Genomic DNA, 18,843 nt, shown 5'->3' on the forward strand with positions numbered 1-18,843 from the left:
GGAGAGTTTTATGCAAACCATAATCCCACATCTCTGGTACGATACAGAGGCAAAAGAAGCTGCAGAGTTCTATGTGGACCTTTTCGGCGGCAAGATTGACTGGACCTATACCATTACGGATACGCCTTCTGGCGATGCTGGCTTGGTTCAGTTCCAACTGGGTGACATGACCCTGGCAGCGATTAGTGCAGGGCCGTATTTTAAGCTCAACGAGTCTATGTCGCTCATGGTAAATGTAGCTAGTAAGGATGACGTAAGCCGTCTTTATGAGGCGCTATCAGACGGTGGTCGTGTGCTTATGCCATTGGCAGAATATCCCTTCAGCCCTTACTATGTCTGGCTGGAAGACCGCTTTGGTCTGTCTTGGCAACTGTCCTATGCACCGGACTTGGACAAGCCCTACCAGTTTGACATCTGCCTGCTCTTCTCGCAGGACCAGGTCGGTTTAGCCCAGCCCATGTTGGACTACTACAAGGATAAGCTGCCTCAAGCTCGTCTTGGTCGCTTGTCTTACTATGGCGAAGGTGAAGCTGCAGTGGCTGCTGCCAAGTTGAATTATGCGGAGCTATTCATCGGAGATCAAAAAATCATCGCTATGGACCACGGTTACGGTGGCGAGGCTTCTTTCAACGAAGCCTTCTCGCTCATGGTTTATGTGGACAGTCAGGAAGAAGCGGAGAGCTGGTATGAGAAGGTATCGGCAGTTCCAGAAGCGGAGATTTGCGGTTGGGCCAAGGATCAATTTGGGATTTCCTGGCAAATTGTGCCGCGGATTTTGATGGAGGCATACGATACAGTAAGTCCAGAAAAGGTCAAGGCTGTGAATGCGACTGTGATGACCATGAAGCGTTTGGACATTGCGGCTATTCAAGCATTGCTAAACTAGCAGATGATAACGGAGACTGTTCTGCAGTTTCCGTTTTTTGGTTGAGGAAAGGTTGATTTACAGGAATTTTGATATAATGGAAAAAAGTGTACGAAAGGAATGTGTATGAAAGCAACAGAACGACGTAAGAAAATCCTATCCCTTTTACGAGAAAGCCTCGATCCCCTTGCAGCTAATTATCTGGCGAAAGAATTTGGAGTGAGTCGGCAAGTAATTGTTGGAGATGTAGCCTTGCTTCGTGCGGAGGGAGAAGCTGTCTTGGCAACTCCGAGAGGGTACTTGCTCCAATCTTCTTTGCCATCTACTGAAGGAGCCTACATTCGAAAGATAGCTTGTCAACATGGTCCAGAAGAGGTAGAAAAAGAATTGACAATCTTGCTAGAGGGTGGAGCTCAAATATTAGATGTTGAAATTGAGCATCCCATTTACGGCTTATTATCAGGCAAGCTGAATATTGCAAGTTTAGAAGATAGGGATCATTTTTTGGATGCCTTGGGTCAATACCAAGGTGTGTTACTGAGTAATTTAACAGAAGGAGTTCATACACATACAGTCTCTTTCCCATCTGTGCAAGCCTATAATGAGCTTTCAGCAGCTTTAAAACATGCAGGTATTTTACTAGAAAATCAATAAACCTTACAGGTGTCTTGACACCTGTAAGGTTTTGCTTTATAATCAAACCAATAGAAAGAGAGGTGCCTAATGTCCCAATTAACACGATCATCTAAAAATTCAGTTAAGCAGCTATCAATTAGTGCAATTTTAACCGCATTTGCCATTTTAATACCTTTAATGATGCCGATTAAAATCATTATTGGCCCAGCATCCTATACACTTGCTAGTCACATTCCTTTGTTTATAGCCATGTTTATTTCACCAGCTACTGCTATTTTTGTTGCTTTAGGTTCTAGTTTAGGCTTTTTCCTCGCAGGTTTTCCAATCGTTATTGTATTTCGGGCGCTTACGCATCTGTTCTTCCTTACCTTAGGTGCGGTCTTGGTCAAGCGTTTTCCGATTCTTATGGACTCTAAGCGCTTTTTACTATTAGGGATTGGGCTTAATCTCCTGCATGGTCTAGGAGAATATATTGTGGTGATGGTACTTACGTCGGGGCAACAAACTTCTGCTACCTACTGGATAACGATGCTTGGCTTGGTGGGTGTTGGTTCGGCTATTCATGGATTGCTTGATTTTAGTTTAGCTTATTATTTCTGGAAAATGTTAAAAGAACGGAAAATTTATCAACCATAATCAGTTATGATGAGGAATATATTTTAGAAGCTGGAGAATATTCTCTAGCTTTTTTTGGAAATTTTTCTGGAAATGTACGATATTTATTCATTTTTTTAGAAAATTTGCATAAATATGTTGCAAAAAGTATAAATATACACTATAATAGTCACTAAGTTTTATTTGCTAATATATATAGAAATGAGAAAGTTTATGACAAAAGAAAAATTAATTTTGGCCTATTCTGGTGGACTTGATACTTCAGTTGCGATTGCTTGGTTGAAAAAAGACTATGATGTGATTGCGGTTTGTATGGATGTTGGAGAGGGCAAGGATCTCGACTTTATTCATGATAAGGCCTTATCAATCGGTGCTATTGAGTCCCATGTATTGGATGTAAAAGAAGAATTCGCCCAAGAATATGTCCTACCAGCCCTACAAGCCCATGCCTACTATGAGCAAAAATATCCGCTGGTATCGGCTCTCAGCCGTCCCTTGATTTCTAAAAAGTTGGTGGAAATGGCTCATAAGACAGGAGCAACCACTATCGCTCACGGCTGTACTGGTAAGGGCAATGACCAGGTGCGGTTTGAGGTAGCCATTGCAGCCCTGGATCCAAGCTTGAAAGTCGTGGCTCCTGTCCGTGAATGGAAGTGGGCGCGTGAAGAGGAAATTATCTTCGCCAAGGAAAATGGTGTACCAGTCCCAGCTGACCTGGACAGTCCTTACTCAGTCGACCAAAACCTTTGGGGTCGTGCCAATGAGTGTGGTGTCTTGGAAAATCCATGGAATGAAGCGCCAGAAGATGCTTTTGGCATCACTACTTCTCCAGAAAATGCACCAGATACTCCTGAGTATGTCGATATTGAGTTTAAAGCAGGGATTCCTGTTGCTGTAAATGGTGAAGAGTTAAGTCTAGCCAATCTCATTCAAAAACTCAATGTCATTGCTGGTAAGCATGGTGTGGGTCGGATTGACCACGTGGAAAATCGTTTAGTCGGAATCAAGTCACGTGAAATTTATGAGTGTCCAGGTGCTATTACCCTTCTGACAGCCCACAAGGAAATTGAAGATTTGACCCTGGTGCGGGAAGTATCGCATTTCAAACCGATTGTTTCAAATGAACTCTCTAACTTGATTTACAATGGTTTGTGGTTCAATCCTGCAACAGATGCCTTGAAGGCCTATCTTGCTCAGACCCAGGCAGTTGTTAATGGCACCGCAAAAGTGAAATTGTATAAGGGATCAGCCAAAGTAGTTGCTCGGAAATCTCCAAATTCCCTTTATGATGAAGATTTGGCAACCTATACCAGTGCAGATACTTTTGACCAAGATGCAGCAGTTGGTTTCATCAAGCTTTGGGGATTACCAACCAAAGTCAATGCGGAAATTCATAAAAAGAGCTAGAAAGTAGGAGCTTATGGAAGCAAAGAAATTATGGGGAGGTTGCTTTGAAGCCAGTCTTGAGGAATGGGTTGAAGAATTCGGAGCCTCCATTCGCTTTGACCAAAAATTGGCCAAGTATGATATTCAAGGTTCACTGGCGCATGTACAGATGCTTGGAGCCACAGGGATTATCAAGCTTGAAGAAGCCCAGGCTATTCAAACTGGTCTGGAAGAATTGTTAGCAGAATATGAAACTGGCAAGTTAGTGTTTGATGTTCGTAACGAAGACATTCACATGAATATCGAAAGTCTATTGACGGAGAAAATTGGTCCAGTTGCAGGCAAACTCCACACAGCTCGTTCTCGTAACGATCAAGTAGCGACCGATATGCACCTCTATCTGAAGGATACCCTCTTTCAAGTTGTAGACAAATTGACCAACCTACGTCAGATTTTAGTAGACCTTGCGCAAGAGCATGTAGAAACCATCATGCCAGGCTATACCCACTTGCAACATGCCCAGCCTATTAGTTTTGCTCAGCACTTGTTGGCCTATTACAACATGTTCAGCCGAGACAGTGAGCGCTTTGCATTCAACATGCAGCATACAAATGTATCCCCACTTGGTGCGGCGGCCTTGGCAGGGACGACCTTTCCGATTGACCGTCAGATGACCTCTGATTTGATGGGATTTGCCAAGCCTTATAGTAATTCTCTCGATGCTGTGTCTGACCGTGATTTTATCCTGGAATTTCTGTCGAATGCCAGTATCCTCATGATGCACATGTCCCGTCTCTGTGAAGAAATCATCAACTGGTGTTCACATGAATACCAATTTGTCACCCTATCCGATACCTTTTCAACAGGTTCTTCCATCATGCCTCAGAAGAAAAATCCAGATATGGCTGAGCTGATTCGGGGGAAAACAGGTAGAGTATATGGGAACTTAGTTGGCCTACTGACAGTCATGAAATCCCTGCCTTTAACCTATAATAAGGACTTGCAGGAAGACAAGGAAGGCATGTTTGATACGGCAGAAACGATTTTAGTATCTATCGATATTTTGGCAGGGATGTTGCAATCTATGACAGTCCATAAGGAAAGGATGGCTCAATCGACAGAGAAGGACTTTTCAAATGCTACAGAGTTGGCTGATTATTTGGCTAGTAAAGGTCTGCCCTTCCGCCAAGCGCATGAGATTGTTGGAAAACTGGTCTTGGAGTGTAGCAAGGCAGGACACTATCTCCAGGATGTATCATTTGAGACCTATCAGGCTATTTCTCCTCTTATTCAAGCAGATATTTATGATGCCTTGTCCTCCAAAGTTGCTGTCAGTCGTAGAAATTCCCTTGGTGGGACAGGTTTTGAATCGATTGCAGACCAGTTGAAAAGTGCCAAAGAGGAAATTCAGAACGCAAAAAGCCTATAAACGGTATGTTTATTGGCTTTTTTGAATTTTGTGGTATAATAGAAGTAATTTTGAAAGATGGAGTGGCAGTTTGAAAAAAAGCTATCGTGTCAAGCGTGAACGAGATTTTAATGACATTTTTACAAAAGGAAACAATGTCGCCAATCGGAGGTTTGTTGTCTATCGATTAACTAAAGAGCAAAAGCATTTCCGAGTAGGTTTATCTGTCAGCAAAAAATTGGGAAACGCTGTCATGCGAAATAAGATTAAGCGCAGGATTCGTCACATCTTAATTGAATGCCAACATCAACTGGTAGCAGATGACTTTGTTATCATTGCTCGCAAAGGTGTAGAGGAAATGTCCTATCAAGAAATGAAGCAAAACCTCATCCATGTTTTGAAACTAGCTAAACTATACCAGGAAGGTGTTGTGATTGAAAAAGAAAGTTAAATGGGCAGGTCTACTGGTAGTATCTCTAATTGTTTTAACAGCCTGCGGAACAGGGCCAGTGACCAGTCAATCTACAGATGCGTGGGATAGATTAATTTACTGGTTTGCCAGCATTATTCAGTTCCTATCTATCAACGGTCAAATTGGAATCGGTATTATACTTTTTACCATTTTAATTCGAACCCTTCTGTTGCCTTTGTTCCAAATACAGATGAATTCCTCACGGAAGATGCAGGAGCTTCAACCTCAGCTGAAAAAGTTGCAAGCGGAGTATCCAGGAACGGATATGGAAAGTCGCCAGCAGCTCTATGAAGCAACGCAAGCTCTTTACAAAGAGAATGGCGTCAGCATGAGAGCGTCCATGATTCCGCTCTTTATTCAAATGCCAATCCTTTTGGCCCTCTTTCAAGCTCTGACACGTGTTGAAGCCTTGAAAGTAGGTCACTTCCTTTGGTTAAATCTTGGGGAGCCGGATCCGTTCTTTATTTTGCCGATTCTGGCTGCAGTGTTTACATTCCTCAGCTCATGGTTGACCAATAAATCAGCAATTGAGAAGAATATGGCTATGACAATTATGACCTATGTCATGCCCGTGATAATCTTTTTCTTTGCTGTGGCAGCTGCTAGTGGGGTGGCTTTGTATTGGACAGTGTCAAATGCCTATCAGGTTGCTCAAACCTTGGTATTCAATAATCCGTTTAAAATAATAGCAGAGCGTCAAGCGAAAATTGATGCGGAAAAAGAGCGTCGGGCAAAAATCCGACGGGCACAGAAAAAAGCACAGAAAAAGAAATAGGAAAACTAGGAGAGAGAAGATGAAATTTACAGGAGCAAGTGTTGAAGAGGCCATCCAAAATGGCTTGGTAGAGCTGAATATTCCTCGAAAAAAAGCACATATTACTGTGGTTGCACGTGAGAAAAAAGGTTTCCTTGGTTTCGGTAAAAAGCCAGCGATTGTGGATATTGATGTTATCAATGAAACAACGGTTGTTAAGGCTAATCAGAAAGCAGTTCGTGGCGTTCCAAGTGAAATTAACGACCTCAATGAACCAGTAAAAAGTGTTTCAGAGGCTACGATTGACCTAGGAAAAGTTGTTGCAGCGGTGAAAGAATTTGAAAAGTCTGGTCAAACGCTTGATGATGATATTAAAGCGCAGATCTTGAAAAATGAAAAAGAAGCGACAACGATTTTGGAAGAAACAGGTCGGATTGAAATTCTTTCAGAAGATTTACTAACTACTATAGATGCAACAACATCTGCTAAGGAAGACGTAAATCAAGAAGTCGTCTCAGAAAATCAAGCAGATAATTTTGCTGATTTAGATATTAAGATTGAGCCTCAGTATGATATTGAACAAGTTGTTTCAGAAGTGACAGCTTATGTACAAGAAATTCTGGATGATATGGATGTTGAGGCGCGTATTGATACAAGTCATAATCGCCGTACAATCAATATTCAAGTGGATACCAATGAACCAGGTCGTGTTATCGGTTATCACGGAAAAGTCTTAAAGGCTTTGCAACTTTTGGCTCAGAACTTCTTATACAACCGTTATGAGCGTAATTTCTATATTACAATCAATGTGAATGATTATGTAGAACACCGCGCAGAGGTTCTTCAAGGCTACGCACAAAAATTGGCAGAACGTGTTTTGGCAGAGCAGGAAGCCTACCATACAGATCCGATGTCAAGTAGCGAACGTAAAATTATCCACCGCATTATCTCTAAAATGGACGGTTTGACAAGCTATTCAGAAGGTAGCGAGCCGAACCGATATGTCGTTGTAGATATTGAAGGGAATCATGATTAAAAAGAGGCTAGTCCTCTTTTTTCAATGATTTTCTGATTCTTTCCTAAAAGTATGGCAGAATAGCTTGACAAACGAACAGAATTTATATAAAATAGTTTGGTATGTTTAGTAACTGATCAAAACTAGCCGGCTAAACGAATACAAGAATCTAAGAGGAGGTATTCATCGTGAAACGTACTTTTCAACCAAGTAAAATCCGTCGCGCGCGTAAACACGGTTTCCGTAGCCGTATGGCAACTAAAAACGGCCGTCGCGTGTTAGCTGCTCGTCGCCGTAAGGGACGTAAAGTTCTTACAGTAGCATAAGAAGATGAAAAGAGAAGCCAGCAGAAACTCGAGTCTGCTGGTTTTTTTCTTCTCATAAGAATCTTCTGAAATATGTTACAATAGTAGGAAAGAAAGTGATGGAACGATGATACAAATTTTTGACACCCATACCCACCTCAACGTAGAGCAGTTTGACGGTCGGGTCCAAGAAGAATTAGACTTTGCCAAGGAAATGGGGGTCACCCTCCACAATGTGGTCGGTTTTGACCGAGCAACCATTGACAAGGCTATGGAACTGGCTGACCAGCATCCTGAAATTTATCTGACACTGGGCTGGCATCCGACAGAGGCTGGCACCTATGACGAAGAAGTAGAAAGTTACTTGCTTGAGGCACTCAAACATCCCAAGGTCATTGCCCTGGGGGAGATTGGGCTGGACTACTACTGGATGACGGCGGATAAGGATACTCAGGCTCGTGTTTTCAAGCGACAGATGGAGTTGGCCAAGCAGTTGGATTTGCCCTTTGTGGTTCATACTCGCGATGCTTTGGAAGATACTTACCAGATCATCAAGGAAGTCGGCGTCGGTCCGCGTGGAGGCATCATGCATTCCTTCTCTGGTACGCTAGAGGAGGCTCAGGCCTTCATGGACTTGGGTATGCACATCTCCTTCTCGGGAGTGGTGACCTTCAAGAAAGCCGTCGAACTTCAGGAAGCGGCGCACGCATTGCCCCTAGAAAAAATCCTAGTCGAGACGGATGCGCCCTACCTGGCCCCAGTTCCTAAGCGTGGTCGGGAAAATCGCACCGGCTACACCAGATATGTGGTGGATATGCTGGCCCAGCTTCGCAACCAGTCGGTCGAAGCAGTGGCGAAAGCGACCTACGAGAATGCAAGGAGCCTGTTCAGAATTGACTCAGAAAATTAAGATACAAGAAGTCCTCGTTGTTGAGGGAAAAGACGATACAGCCAACCTAAAACGATTTTACGAGGTGGACACCTACGAAACCAGAGGCTCTGCCATATCAGACGATGACTTGGAACGCATCGAGAAACTCCATGACCTGCGTGGCGTCATTGTCTTTACTGACCCAGACTACAATGGGGAGCGGATTCGGAAGATGATTATGCAGGCCATTCCCACGGTCAAACACGCCTTCTTACAGCGGGACGAGGCCAGGCCACAGTCCAAAACAAAAGGGCGGTCCTTGGGCATTGAGCACGCCAGCTTTGAGGACTTGGAAAAAGCCCTCGCAGGCGTGCGTGGTTACTATGATGATGAAAATAACTTTGACATCACCAAGTCAGACCTGATGCGCCTAGGCTTGCTTATGGGCGGAGACAGTCGCAAGCGGAGGGAGTATCTGGGAGAAAAGCTCCGCATCGGCTATTGCAACGGCAAGCAACTGCTCAAACGCTTGGAATTGTTTGGGATAAGTCTGGCGGAAGTTGAGGAGGCCATGGAGAGCTATCATGGATAGGGTCTACGCTGTTAAGTGCTTGGTCAAAAACGAGTTTGAACCTTCTTATGAAAATTATTCATCTTATGAAGAAGTGACCTACTTGCTGCCGGCTAATGTCCTTGTTTGGGAGGATGAGCAGGTTGATAAGAACAAACTAGCAGACTATTTGCATGGTCTAGTTGAAGATGGCTATGTCAATGCGGATGGTATTTGGAAGCAGAGCCGTTTGTTTCATATTGTCGGTGTGCAAGAAATGGACGACAGGGTAGAGTTTGATGGCCCAGCCGTGGAAGTCTATCGCTGGTTTTACAATTTTGAACGTCCAGTTACTGAGGAAGAATTTTTGAATCTCTATTATTTTGATGATTTGGGGAGATAAACAATCTAGAGCGGAAATGTTACTATTTCTGCTTTTTTGAAGATTGCTACTGATATCTATTCGTGTTACAATATAGACAACTAGGAGGTAGACTAGATTGCTAACTATAAAGAAAGATGCCCAAGTAAATTTTAAAACCGACTCTAGACTTTTAGAGAAAGCCAAGGAAGTATTTGCTATGAACCAGCTGGATTTGACTGCTGGTTTTAACCTCTTCTTGCAAAATATTGCTGTAAAAAATGAGTTGCCCATTCTGACTGAAGAAGAGTTGGAAAGAGAAGAGTTGTTTTTACAGTTACAGAAGGAAATTCAGGAAAATCAGCAGGCGATTGAGGCAGGTCATGGGATCAGCCTAGAAAGTGTCAAAGAGAAGTATGGAATTTGAGTCATATTCAGTGATGCTTGCTCCTGCAGTGGAGAAGGAATTGGCAGCTATTTATGCCTATTTCTCGGAACAGTTCTCAGAAGAAATTGCTAAAAGACGAATTGGGATGATTGTCGAAGCATTGGAGAGTTTGCAAATTTTTCCTGAACGTGGTTTTAACGCCGATAACCGTTTTGGTAAGCAGATAGACCCGCCACATCTAACCCGAGGCTATGTCATTGGAAAAGACTACATTGCCCTCTATCGCGTGGTGAAAAATGAAGTTCAAGTGGGTCACCTTTTTGCAACCAAGAGTGATTATGTCAAGTTGTTGAAGTGAGAGAATATGAGCAGGATAGAACAAGTCATCCTAACCAATATGTGTATGATTACAGACGGTCAGCAGGTATTGGTCCAGGATAGGAAGTCAAAAAAATGGCCTGGAATTACATTCCCTGGTGGCCATGTCGAGCCAAATGAGTCAATTGTTTCCTCCGTCATTCGTGAGGTCAAAGAAGAAACAGGTTTGACAGTATCCAATCTCGAACTCTGTGGCATTCAAAACTGGACAGACCCTATTGACGACTATCGTTATCTAGTATTTTACTACAAAACCAGCCATTTTTCAGGTTCTATCCAATCTTCAGATGAGGGCGAGGTCTTCTGGATTGACCGTGAGGATTTGAAGAATATTCCGTTGGCAGACGGTTTTGAATCCATATTGGAAATCTTTGAACAGCCACAGCTGACGGAGAATTTTTACTGGTTTGAAGATGACAAGTGGAGGGTAGAGAATAAGTGAGTTTAGAAAAGCAAACTGCAGATTGACTTGACAATTTCTCTTAAAAAGCCTACAATAAAAACAGAAAGGTCATCAAGTTTTCGCCTGATGACCCGTAGGACCGTTTTAAAGACGGGACGGATTTGTAGATAACAGAAAAACCGCTACTTACAGACCTGTCAAAGTTGGAAGTGCGGTTTTACTGTTTATTTTTTTCGTTGAAATGTTAAAATAGCCAGTAAAAGAATGCCGAAGTTTATCATTAGCTCAATTGCTTCGTAAACTGACATCGACGGTCACCTTTCTAAGGAGTTGTGCCATGGCCTCACCTCCTGAATCAGATTTCCATCCCGCCTTCGGAACTTCCCTACACTAGATTAATTCGGAAAACAACAAGCATTTTGTTCCGCTTTTTTAAAATAAAAGGCAAAAAACGAGAAACACACATAAGAATCGCTAAAGAGTTGTACAATAAGTTTGACAACTCTTTTTTTCTATGCTATAGTGAGGCTAGAAATGATGAGAGGTATTGCTTATGGAAGCTATTGTGTATTCCCATTTTCGAAATCACTTAAAGGACTATATGAAAAAGGTCAATGACGAGTTTGAGCCTTTGGTCGTGGTTAATAAAAATCCAGAGGAAGATATTGTTGTACTCTCAAAGAGCGAGTGGGATAGTTTACAAGAAACCCTCACTGTTGCTCGGAACACCTATCTGTCTCAAAAAGTTTTGCGTGGTATGGCTCAAGTCAAAGCAGGGCAAACCCAAGAACGAAACCTGATAGAGGCCGACTAGCATGGGAATCCATTTTACAGAGGATGCTTGGGAAGACTATCTTTATTGGCAAGGTCAGGATAAGAAAACACTGAAGAGAATCAATAAAATTATCAAGGATATGCAACGACACCCGTTTGAAGGCATTGCCAAACCAGAACCTTTGAAGTATGATTATCAAGGTACCTGGTCAAGAAGGATTGATGCGGAGAATCGGTTGATTTATATGGTGGAGGCCGACCAGTTGTATATCTTGTCGCTAAAGGACTACTATGGGTGAGGGGGATTAACAAATGAAAAAAGTTGCTCTTTTGCGTGGTGTTACCCCCGTTGGTAAAAATAAAATTCCTAAGATGTCCTATCTGGGGGAAATTTTGACGGAAGTTGGTCTGACTTCTGTTCAAACGTATATTCAAAGCGGAAATGTTGTTTGTGAAACAGATATATTAGATGGAGAACTAAGTCACCTTATTCATCAAACCATTAAAGAAAACATTGGTGCAGATTTGGTTGTTATCATTAAAAATCAGTCAGACTTAACACAAGCAGTTGCTGAAAATCTTTTTGGTGAGGGTTATGATCCTTCTCGTGTCCATTTGGTCTTTACCAATGATGAGATAACTGGTGAAAAATTAAACAAATTATTGCACCAAGACTTTGGTGATGAGGAGTTACGTCTGGGAAGTCAATGTCTATACATGTATCTTCCGAGAGATGCTCGAAAGAAGAAACTAAATACCAATTATTTAGAAAAACAGCTGGGCATTACAGCGACGATGAGAAAACTAAGTGTTATTTCACGATTGAGTGAAATGGCGAAATAAAAAACAAGAAAGAACACACATGAGAATCGCAGACAAAAACGTTACTCGTGCCGTCCTTGAACGCCACGGGTTTACCTTTAAGAAATCCTTCGGTCAGAACTTTTTGACCGATACCAATATTTTACAGAAGATTGTGGACACGGCAGAGATTGACCAGAATGTCAACGTTATCGAGATTGGTCCTGGAATCGGAGCCTTGACCGAGTTTTTGGCAGAAAACGCTGCTGAAGTCATGGCATTTGAGATTGACGACCGCCTGATTCCGATTTTGGCAGACACCTTGGGCCGCTTTGACAATGTGACCGTGGTCAATCAAGACATCTTGAAAACCGACCTGCAGACCCAGATTCAGAATTTCAAAAATCCTGACCTGCCTATCAAGGTCGTGGCCAATCTGCCTTACTACATCACCACCCCTATCCTCATGCATCTGATTGAGAGCAAGATTCCCTTCAGCGAGTTCGTGGTCATGATGCAGCGGGAGGTGGCCGACCGCATTTCTGCCGAGCCCAACACCAAGGCCTACGGTAGCCTGTCCATTGCGGTCCAGTACTACCTGACTGCCAAGGTGGCCTTCATCGTGCCTCGCACCGTCTTTGTGCCCGCACCAAACGTGGACTCCGCCATTCTCAAAATGGTCCGCCGCGAGCAACCCCTGGTGAGCGTCAAGGACGAAGATTTCTTCTTCCGGGTGTCCAAGGCCAGCTTTGTACATCGCCGCAAGACCTTGTGGAACAACCTGACCAACCATTTCGGCAAGTCCGAAGAAGTCAAGGACAAGCTGACGCAGGCACTTGGCATGGCAGAGCTGGAAGCCAGTGTCCGTGGAGAAGCACTTTCTATGGCTGACTTCGCACGTTTGTCTGACAGCCTCCAGGAAGTCGGTTTATAAGCAACTATTGATTGTAGAGGAATCTGCAATCAATCTTTATTTTACCTAAAACCATTTTCAATCTATCTTGTTCGTTGACAGTGGGGGGAAAGCTTGCTATACTGAAATGTAACTAATTTTTGAAAAATATTGTCTGCAAATTGGCAGAATATTTACAAAAACAAGAGAGGGTTTCCCTCTTTTTTTATGAAGGTATCTTATGTTAAAAAAATTACTGAAAAAGCATCCAGATATTGTTGCAGTAACTGTATTTTTTCTTTTTTCGCTCACCCTTCTATTGCCACAGATTTTGACAAAAGCAGTGGTGACAGGAGACGATATTGTTTTTCATTATAATCGTTTTTATGATACAGCTATGCAAATTAAGTCAGGAGATTTTTCTTATATAATGAGCTTGCATGGCTATCAGCAATCTGGAAGGATTGTCAATGCTCTATATGGTCCATATCTAGCCTATTTGCAAGGAGCCTTGCTGTTGTTGGCCGGAACTTGGTATCGATATCAACTACTGTCTAATCTTCTTTTAGGAGTTTTGAGTGCCACTTCGCTTTATTTTCTAATGCGAGAAGTGAAAGTACGCTATTCTCTATCTGTTGGTTTATCCATGTTTTTCGTGACTACCTACTCTGTTCAATACTGGTGGGTAGCTCAAGGATTTTCAAGTTGGGGAGTGGCCTTATTTCCGCTTTGCTTGATTCCAGCAGTTCGATTCCTAAAAACTGGTAAAGTTCCTATTTTTCTGATGGCAGGAGCTGTAGGGTTAATGTTGCAGATACACATGCTGTCGGCTCTGTTTCTCATCTTAGCCTATGCAATTCTTTTTTCAATTGGTTGGTTAAAATCGCAAGACAAATGGAACGTAATGAAAGATGTACTGTTTTCGGTTGGAGTTTTTCTGATTTTAACTGTAAATATCTGGTTACCCTTATTATATGTAAATGCAACAAATGAATTAGCAGCACCATTTATAAACAAAAAGTTTATTCAGTCAACAGTTACCTGGTCTAAGGCTTATTTCTTATACTTTCCATCCTCTCTACCAATCATTTTTGCAACCTCTCTTTATTTTATGCTGAAAAAATGGAAGAAGCAATCGGTGATATTGAGGGGGCTGACATTAACTTTTTTGGTATTTTTTATTTTTTCAACAAATCTTTTTCCGTGGCAACTATTTGCTGGTAAAGGTATTGGATTAGTGGATTTAATCCAATTTCCCTTTAGATTCTTTTTGTATGCTAATACTTTACTTCTGACGATTGTTGGTCTTCAATTAACAGATTACGAAGTGCGTAAAAAGTTGTTTTTGGGGATGACAATCTTATCTACCATAATTGGTGTTGGTTTTACTTGGGATCAATATAATCAAGCAGTCAATGACCAGTACAACAAAGCAGAATTCTTACAAGATATGCTTCATACTACTCTATACGGAACAACGGAAGAATTACGTGCATCCTTGCATTCAAAAAATTTAGGTGAGTTTGTTCAACTGGCTCAGAAATCAACTCCCGACTATGTGCCGGTGTTATCTGAAAAAGAAGAGAATGTTCGTGCGGTAAATGAGGCTAAATCTCGTTATGATCGTTACCGTGACCAGATTATTTTACCTAACCAGCAATTTAATAAGCAAGTTTTTGGGGATAGCTTAAAAATAAGTTGGTCGGCAAATCAATCAGAGGAAATCCAAATACCGATTGTTATTTACCGAGATAGTGAATTGACATTGAATGGAAAGAGGTTAGGGAAGATGGATTATTATCTTTCCACTATTGGTGTGCCAACGGTTACCAGCCAAAAAGGGAAGAACACCCTTATCCTCTCCTATAAGCAACAATGGTGGTTATTGCCAGTTATCTTTATCAGTTTGACTGGCTGGATACTTTGGTCGATTTATTATACCTTTATCTACCGAAAATCAAATATTTCCTAAGAGAGAAATGCTATGAAACAAATCAAACTCAAGGCAACCAAGCAATTTATTCTGGTCATGGTAATGACCGTCTTGCTAGCTATGGGGCGAGCCCTTTTACTGAGTGATGTATCTTTTCCACTCTGGTTTATTCCCCTGCCCTTGATTGCCTATCTTATTTTTACATTTTATGTATTGGTCTTGCTTGATAAATATGAGAAATTTGTAAAGACCAAAACCTTTGCCAAGTATGTCGGCTATTTTCTAGGTTTTCTGTATCTTGTCAACCTGGTCTATCGGCTCAATGCCAAGAAGTATCAACCCTGGAATATTTTCCGTAATAATCTCTTTCAGTTTGAACTTCTATTGATGTTGCTTCTTCCAGTATTGTTGGCATTTTTGTGGCGGAAGAAGACAAAAATTCGAGAAAAATTGAGTATTTGGTCAGCTAACTATCTGGAGCCAGATATCTATCTCTTGTTGACCAGCTTGCTTGCTCTCAGTCCATTAGCGGTTTCTTATTGGAAAGATAGCCATTATGAAAGTTTGGTTGAGAAAGGTTCTTACATAGAGTTTTTCAGCCAGACACCCTTGTTTGCACCTATTCATTTTATAGGGACCTACATTTTTCTTCGCTATCTTCATAAGGCATTTGTAGAGTTTAAGGCCAATCGGACCAATGTCCACAGCATGCTCTTTATCAGTTTGGCACTGGCTACCTTGTCGCATATTGGTTATCAGGCTTCTATGGCTGGGGGAACGGGTTCTTATTTCACACGCCACCTCTTTCCAGGGGCTATTGTCTTCCAGATTGCTTGCCTCTTTTTCCTCAATGTCATCATTAGCCTAGTTATCAACCGTCAAATCTTATCTGTTGCCGTGATTGCTAGTCTAAACGTCATTTTGGTTACGGCCAATTTTCTCAAATTCCGCTACCGTTCGGAGCCAATGACGCCCAATGACTTCAAATGGATTGGCAATATGGGGATGATTCTCAGCTTCATCAGTCTACGTGTTATTTTGGTATCGCTCGTCTTTATAGTCCTCCTTGTGTTTATCTACCGACGTATTCACAAGAAGTATTTTCGAGGGCAGATTGTCGCTACTGTCTGGAAACGACTGGCAGGAATTTCAGTCATCGTATCCCTAATTTTGGGAATGAGCTGGGCGATTCGCAATGAAAAAGATCATAAGATTGTTGGTTGGATTCCTATTCTTTCTCAGGTTAATAACTGGCGTAACGTGGACTGGAAGGGATATGCTTTTGTGGCTCGCTATCGCACTCTTTCATTCCTCTGGTTGCAGCAACTCAGCAAGACTAGTATGGAAATGCCTGAAAATTACTCTGAGAAGACCATGAAGGCCATTGTGAAGAAATACACCGCCTTGGCTGAGGAAATCAATGCAGAACGGACAGGTCAATTGACTGACCAGACGGTAATCTACATTCTTAGTGAGAGTTTGGCTGACCCGCGTCGGATTCCAGGCGTGACCCTTAGTCAAAATGTCCTTCCAAATATTGAGTACATCATGAGCCAGACTACCAGTGGCTTGATGAAGAGTGACCACTATGGTGGTGGTACGGCTAATATCGAGTTTCAGGTCTACAGTGGTCTGCCCTTCTACAATTACAGCTCATCCATTTCTTCAGTCTATTTGGATGTGGCGCCAAATATGAAGAAGTTGCCAAGTATCAGTGACCTCTATCCAGCAGATAATCGTATCGCCATCCATCCTTACTACGATACCAGTTACAACCGAAATTCTATCTATAAGCAGCTGGGAATTGAGCAATTTTACACTCTCAATAGTGCCAGGTATCCTCTTGCTGTGACGGCTGAGGACTATCAGGGGAATTTTGTCAGTGACAAGAAGACCTATGAGTTGATTTTGGAGCAGGTACGTTCTGCCGATACCAGCTTTGTGTCGGCTATTACCATGCAGAACCATGTTCAGTGGAATTCTCTAGAGCCTGCAGGTATAACAGCTTCGGGTGAGGGCTTCACGGCTGAGGAAAATGAAAACTTGACCAGCTATGTTCGCCTCCTATCCTTTACGGATCAGGCAACAAGGGATTTTCTAGACCAGCTTAAGACCTTGGATAAGAAAGTGACAGTTGTTTTTTACGGTGACCACCTACCAGGTTTGTATCCAGAGTCTACTTTCGTGACGGACCCAAGCGCGCAGTACAAGACAGATTATTTCGTGTGGAGTAATTTTGAAACAGAAGACTACCATTATGATTTGGTCAATTCTAGCGACATGAATGCACTTATGCTGGAGACGACCAATAACAAGGTCAGTCCTTACTATGCCCTCTTGACAGAAGTGCTTCATAAGGACCGAGTAGGACAGGCTGAGCGGGATGCGAAAGTTGCAGAAGAACTCAAACTGGTCCAATATGACCTATCGACAGGAAAAGGCTACCTTTTGAAATACAAAGATTTTTTCAAAGTAGCGACTGAAACGACAGAATAAAAATAGACCAAGTCAGATAGCTGGCTTGGTTTCTTCTTTATGTGAAAAAGGACACAAATATAGGAAGGCGTGGTATAATAATTATGTTTACAAATGATTTTTTAATCGTGAGTGTAGAGGTGAAGTATGAATCGTTTTGGTAGGACATTAAAATTGATACGAGAGGGAAAGGGGAAGAGTCTGGCGGAGGTCGCCAAGGGATATATTTCTACTTCTCAACTTTCTCGGTTTGAAAATGGAGAATCCGACATCACTGTCAGTAAATTATTTGGTGTGCTGGCAGAAATGAATGTGGATGTGGACGAGTTCGTGTATGCTAGTCAGGATTTCAAAAAAGATGAGCTGACTAGAATTTTGGAACAACTAAAACAATCCATCTATATCAGAGATGTTGTAACCATAAAGAAAATCTTGTCTGAACAATTAGCAAAAGCGGAAAGAGATTCTCGTAGGGAGTTTCATCGGTTGAATGCTATTTTAATCATGTATAAACTGAGCGACTTAGATAAGACAGTAGTTGTTTCGAAAGAAGATACAGCCTTTTTAACGGATTACTTATTTCGAGTGGACAACTGGAGTTATTATGAGCTCTTGCTATTTGCCAATACCATGGATGAATTAGAACACCAGACCATGATGCTTTTTTGCAGGGAACTAATTGGCCGTACACAGTTTTATCGTGAAATGAAACAACATCGATTGGCAGTTTCTCAAATTTTACTGAGTGCCTATCTCGTCAGCGTTCAACATGAGGAACTTACCGATGCAGTCTTTCTTGAAAAAACTATTGAAGGTTTGTTTTTCGATGAGACAGAAATTTTTGAACGGATTTTGTTTAAATTTGGTAAGGCTTTTTATGATTATCAAAAAACAGGAAGTGCTAATGCTATCTTAGAGATGAGAAAGTGTATCGAACTTTTACGAGCTGTTGATAGTCAAAATATAGCAGATTGGTATGAAACGATACTTGAAAAAATAGTGAACGAGAAATAGTTGCATATAGGGGACGTATGGAAACAGCTCCAATTCGTATTCTATAATGTAGATGAAAGTGACAAAATGTTTACTTAGAAGTCTATTCAACGGTGGAGGAGAAATGAAAAAGAGGTCTTTTTGCCCAATGTCATTAAGTTAACTAACCTATCACATTTTGTGGTGGGTTATTTTTTATGTTACACTAAAAATAAAAAGGGAAAAGTCATGCTAGATCAGATTAAAGCTCATTTACTTGATAGTATTAACGACATCGTTTCCACCGCAAACCAGTTTGTACTTCATCCTGAAAAAGATTTTAGTCGGAAAAGTCAGCTAACGATGAAAACCATGATTCAAGCTATACTTACCATGGGAGGCAAGACCTTATCTAAAGAGTTACTTGATTTAGATTTGCCAGTCACCCAATCTGCCTTTGTTCAACGACGATATCAGATCAAACATCAAGCTTTTAAAGCCCTGTTTACCAATATTACTTCTAAAATTCCAATCTCTCACAACCTTCCTATCCTAGCTGTTGATGGTAGTGATGTGATTCTACCAAGAA

At 41.8% G+C, this 18,843-nt stretch carries 23 protein-coding genes and 1 pseudogene; 23 read left to right on the forward strand and 1 reads right to left on the reverse strand.

Annotated elements, in window-relative coordinates; translation table 11 throughout:
* The first annotated feature begins 10 nt into the window (after nt 1–10).
* The 15 genes from ODU45_RS01065 to ODU45_RS01135 all read left to right on the forward strand — a co-directional run bounded on the left by ODU45_RS01065 (nt 11) and on the right by ODU45_RS01135 (nt 10,446).
* Nucleotides 11–886, forward strand: a complete 876-nt coding sequence (locus ODU45_RS01065) for a VOC family protein (protein WP_398580583.1) — start codon at nt 11–13, stop codon at nt 884–886.
* Nucleotides 887–991: 105 nt separating this feature from the next.
* Nucleotides 992–1,519: a transcription repressor NadR gene (locus tag ODU45_RS01070; RefSeq protein WP_014638731.1), complete on the forward strand. Its 528-nt coding sequence runs from the start codon at nt 992–994 to the stop codon at nt 1,517–1,519.
* 69 nt (nt 1,520–1,588) lie between these two features.
* Nucleotides 1,589–2,137, forward strand: coding sequence for a hypothetical protein (locus ODU45_RS01075; RefSeq protein ID WP_398580584.1), 549 nt, complete (start codon nt 1,589–1,591; stop codon nt 2,135–2,137).
* 192 nt (nt 2,138–2,329) lie between these two features.
* Nucleotides 2,330–3,523, forward strand: coding sequence for an argininosuccinate synthase (locus ODU45_RS01080; RefSeq protein WP_024407325.1), 1,194 nt, complete (start codon nt 2,330–2,332; stop codon nt 3,521–3,523).
* Nucleotides 3,524–3,536: 13 nt separating this feature from the next.
* Nucleotides 3,537–4,931, forward strand: coding sequence for an argininosuccinate lyase (argH, locus tag ODU45_RS01085; RefSeq protein WP_398580585.1), 1,395 nt, complete (start codon nt 3,537–3,539; stop codon nt 4,929–4,931).
* A 70-nt stretch (nt 4,932–5,001) separates the two neighbouring features.
* Nucleotides 5,002–5,361: a ribonuclease P protein component gene (rnpA, locus tag ODU45_RS01090; RefSeq protein WP_398580586.1), complete on the forward strand. Its 360-nt coding sequence runs from the start codon at nt 5,002–5,004 to the stop codon at nt 5,359–5,361.
* Complete coding sequence (locus ODU45_RS01095) at nt 5,345–6,157, forward strand: YidC/Oxa1 family membrane protein insertase (RefSeq protein ID WP_044761410.1); 813 nt, start codon at nt 5,345–5,347, stop codon at nt 6,155–6,157. The genes rnpA and ODU45_RS01095 overlap by 17 nt, the downstream gene beginning before the upstream one ends.
* A 19-nt stretch (nt 6,158–6,176) precedes the next feature.
* Nucleotides 6,177–7,172 carry an RNA-binding cell elongation regulator Jag/EloR gene (jag, locus tag ODU45_RS01100; RefSeq protein WP_202845878.1) on the forward strand — a complete coding sequence of 332 codons (996 nt, stop codon included), beginning with the start codon at nt 6,177–6,179 and terminating at the stop codon, nt 7,170–7,172.
* Nucleotides 7,173–7,339: 167 nt separating this feature from the next.
* Nucleotides 7,340–7,477: a 50S ribosomal protein L34 gene (gene rpmH, locus ODU45_RS01105; RefSeq protein WP_002939016.1), complete on the forward strand. Its 138-nt coding sequence runs from the start codon at nt 7,340–7,342 to the stop codon at nt 7,475–7,477.
* Nucleotides 7,478–7,583: 106 nt separating this feature from the next.
* Nucleotides 7,584–8,366 carry a TatD family hydrolase gene (locus ODU45_RS01110; protein WP_398580587.1) on the forward strand — a complete coding sequence of 261 codons (783 nt, stop codon included), beginning with the start codon at nt 7,584–7,586 and terminating at the stop codon, nt 8,364–8,366.
* Nucleotides 8,350–8,919 (forward strand): ribonuclease M5, encoded by a 570-nt coding sequence (gene rnmV / locus ODU45_RS01115; RefSeq protein ID WP_398580588.1) that lies wholly within the window; start codon nt 8,350–8,352, stop codon nt 8,917–8,919. Before ODU45_RS01110 ends, rnmV begins: the two co-directional genes overlap by 17 nt.
* A complete protein-coding gene (locus ODU45_RS01120) occupies nt 8,912–9,280 on the forward strand; it encodes a hypothetical protein (protein ID WP_398580589.1) in 369 nt (122 codons plus the stop codon). The genes rnmV and ODU45_RS01120 overlap by 8 nt, the downstream gene beginning before the upstream one ends.
* A 97-nt stretch (nt 9,281–9,377) precedes the next feature.
* On the forward strand, nt 9,378–9,665 hold the full coding sequence (locus tag ODU45_RS01125) for a toxin-antitoxin system antitoxin subunit (RefSeq protein WP_105249269.1): 288 nt from the start codon (nt 9,378–9,380) through the stop codon (nt 9,663–9,665).
* Nucleotides 9,655–9,984, forward strand: coding sequence for a type II toxin-antitoxin system RelE/ParE family toxin (locus ODU45_RS01130; protein WP_105249268.1), 330 nt, complete (start codon nt 9,655–9,657; stop codon nt 9,982–9,984). The genes ODU45_RS01125 and ODU45_RS01130 overlap by 11 nt, the downstream gene beginning before the upstream one ends.
* 6 nt (nt 9,985–9,990) lie before the next feature.
* Entirely contained in the window at nt 9,991–10,446 is a 456-nt protein-coding gene (locus tag ODU45_RS01135; RefSeq protein ID WP_398580590.1) for an 8-oxo-dGTP diphosphatase, read from the forward strand.
* A 185-nt stretch (nt 10,447–10,631) separates the two neighbouring features.
* Here the strand turns inward: ODU45_RS01135 and ODU45_RS01140 are convergent, their stop codons facing one another.
* Complete coding sequence (locus tag ODU45_RS01140; protein ID WP_221739394.1) at nt 10,632–10,715, reverse strand: putative holin-like toxin; 84 nt, start codon at nt 10,713–10,715, stop codon at nt 10,632–10,634.
* Nucleotides 10,716–10,960: 245 nt separating this feature from the next.
* Between ODU45_RS01140 and ODU45_RS01145 the strand changes: the two genes are divergently transcribed.
* The 8 genes and pseudogenes from ODU45_RS01145 to ODU45_RS01180 form a co-directional block, all read left to right on the forward strand.
* Nucleotides 10,961–11,221 (forward strand): type II toxin-antitoxin system Phd/YefM family antitoxin, encoded by a 261-nt coding sequence (locus ODU45_RS01145; RefSeq protein WP_044763722.1) that lies wholly within the window; start codon nt 10,961–10,963, stop codon nt 11,219–11,221.
* A gap of 1 nt (nt 11,222) precedes the next feature.
* The gene (locus ODU45_RS01150) at nt 11,223–11,480 is read left to right on the forward strand and encodes a Txe/YoeB family addiction module toxin (protein ID WP_398580591.1); all 258 of its coding nucleotides are present in this window, start codon (nt 11,223–11,225) and stop codon (nt 11,478–11,480) included.
* Between the two features lie 13 nt (nt 11,481–11,493).
* Nucleotides 11,494–12,024, forward strand: coding sequence for a DUF1697 domain-containing protein (locus ODU45_RS01155; protein WP_398580592.1), 531 nt, complete (start codon nt 11,494–11,496; stop codon nt 12,022–12,024).
* A 19-nt stretch (nt 12,025–12,043) separates the two neighbouring features.
* The gene (rsmA, locus tag ODU45_RS01160; RefSeq protein WP_398580593.1) at nt 12,044–12,916 is read left to right on the forward strand and encodes a 16S rRNA (adenine(1518)-N(6)/adenine(1519)-N(6))-dimethyltransferase RsmA; all 873 of its coding nucleotides are present in this window, start codon (nt 12,044–12,046) and stop codon (nt 12,914–12,916) included.
* A 199-nt stretch (nt 12,917–13,115) separates the two neighbouring features.
* The gene (locus tag ODU45_RS01165) at nt 13,116–14,846 is read left to right on the forward strand and encodes a hypothetical protein (protein ID WP_105178668.1); all 1,731 of its coding nucleotides are present in this window, start codon (nt 13,116–13,118) and stop codon (nt 14,844–14,846) included.
* A gap of 12 nt (nt 14,847–14,858) precedes the next feature.
* Entirely contained in the window at nt 14,859–17,303 is a 2,445-nt protein-coding gene (locus tag ODU45_RS01170) for an LTA synthase family protein (RefSeq protein ID WP_398580594.1), read from the forward strand.
* Between the two features lie 126 nt (nt 17,304–17,429).
* Nucleotides 17,430–18,296 (forward strand): helix-turn-helix domain-containing protein, encoded by an 867-nt coding sequence (locus ODU45_RS01175; RefSeq protein ID WP_398580595.1) that lies wholly within the window; start codon nt 17,430–17,432, stop codon nt 18,294–18,296.
* A gap of 207 nt (nt 18,297–18,503) precedes the next feature.
* Nucleotides 18,504–18,843 (forward strand): annotated as a pseudogene (locus ODU45_RS01180) (IS4 family transposase); the annotation flags it as partial.

It is taken from the genome of Streptococcus sp. 2022WUSS135 (genome assembly GCF_044427045.1).
GTDB lineage: Bacteria > Bacillota > Bacilli > Lactobacillales > Streptococcaceae > Streptococcus > Streptococcus hashimotonensis.

Coding starts and splice junctions, on each gene's coding strand:
- ODU45_RS01065 (WP_398580583.1), top strand. CDS start 11: ATGCAAACCATAATCCCACATCTCTGGTACGATACAGAGGCAAAAGAA.
- ODU45_RS01070 (WP_014638731.1), top strand. CDS start 992: ATGAAAGCAACAGAACGACGTAAGAAAATCCTATCCCTTTTACGAGAA.
- ODU45_RS01075 (WP_398580584.1), top strand. CDS start 1,589: ATGTCCCAATTAACACGATCATCTAAAAATTCAGTTAAGCAGCTATCA.
- ODU45_RS01080 (WP_024407325.1), top strand. CDS start 2,330: ATGACAAAAGAAAAATTAATTTTGGCCTATTCTGGTGGACTTGATACT.
- argH (WP_398580585.1), top strand. CDS start 3,537: ATGGAAGCAAAGAAATTATGGGGAGGTTGCTTTGAAGCCAGTCTTGAG.
- jag (WP_202845878.1), top strand. CDS start 6,177: ATGAAATTTACAGGAGCAAGTGTTGAAGAGGCCATCCAAAATGGCTTG.
- ODU45_RS01110 (WP_398580587.1), top strand. CDS start 7,584: ATGATACAAATTTTTGACACCCATACCCACCTCAACGTAGAGCAGTTT.
- ODU45_RS01120 (WP_398580589.1), top strand. CDS start 8,912: ATGGATAGGGTCTACGCTGTTAAGTGCTTGGTCAAAAACGAGTTTGAA.
- ODU45_RS01130 (WP_105249268.1), top strand. CDS start 9,655: ATGGAATTTGAGTCATATTCAGTGATGCTTGCTCCTGCAGTGGAGAAG.
- ODU45_RS01135 (WP_398580590.1), top strand. CDS start 9,991: ATGAGCAGGATAGAACAAGTCATCCTAACCAATATGTGTATGATTACA.
- ODU45_RS01140 (WP_221739394.1), bottom strand. CDS start 10,715: ATGTCAGTTTACGAAGCAATTGAGCTAATGATAAACTTCGGCATTCTT.
- ODU45_RS01145 (WP_044763722.1), top strand. CDS start 10,961: ATGGAAGCTATTGTGTATTCCCATTTTCGAAATCACTTAAAGGACTAT.
- ODU45_RS01150 (WP_398580591.1), top strand. CDS start 11,223: ATGGGAATCCATTTTACAGAGGATGCTTGGGAAGACTATCTTTATTGG.
- ODU45_RS01155 (WP_398580592.1), top strand. CDS start 11,494: ATGAAAAAAGTTGCTCTTTTGCGTGGTGTTACCCCCGTTGGTAAAAAT.
- rsmA (WP_398580593.1), top strand. CDS start 12,044: ATGAGAATCGCAGACAAAAACGTTACTCGTGCCGTCCTTGAACGCCAC.
- ODU45_RS01165 (WP_105178668.1), top strand. CDS start 13,116: ATGTTAAAAAAATTACTGAAAAAGCATCCAGATATTGTTGCAGTAACT.
- ODU45_RS01170 (WP_398580594.1), top strand. CDS start 14,859: ATGAAACAAATCAAACTCAAGGCAACCAAGCAATTTATTCTGGTCATG.
- ODU45_RS01175 (WP_398580595.1), top strand. CDS start 17,430: ATGAATCGTTTTGGTAGGACATTAAAATTGATACGAGAGGGAAAGGGG.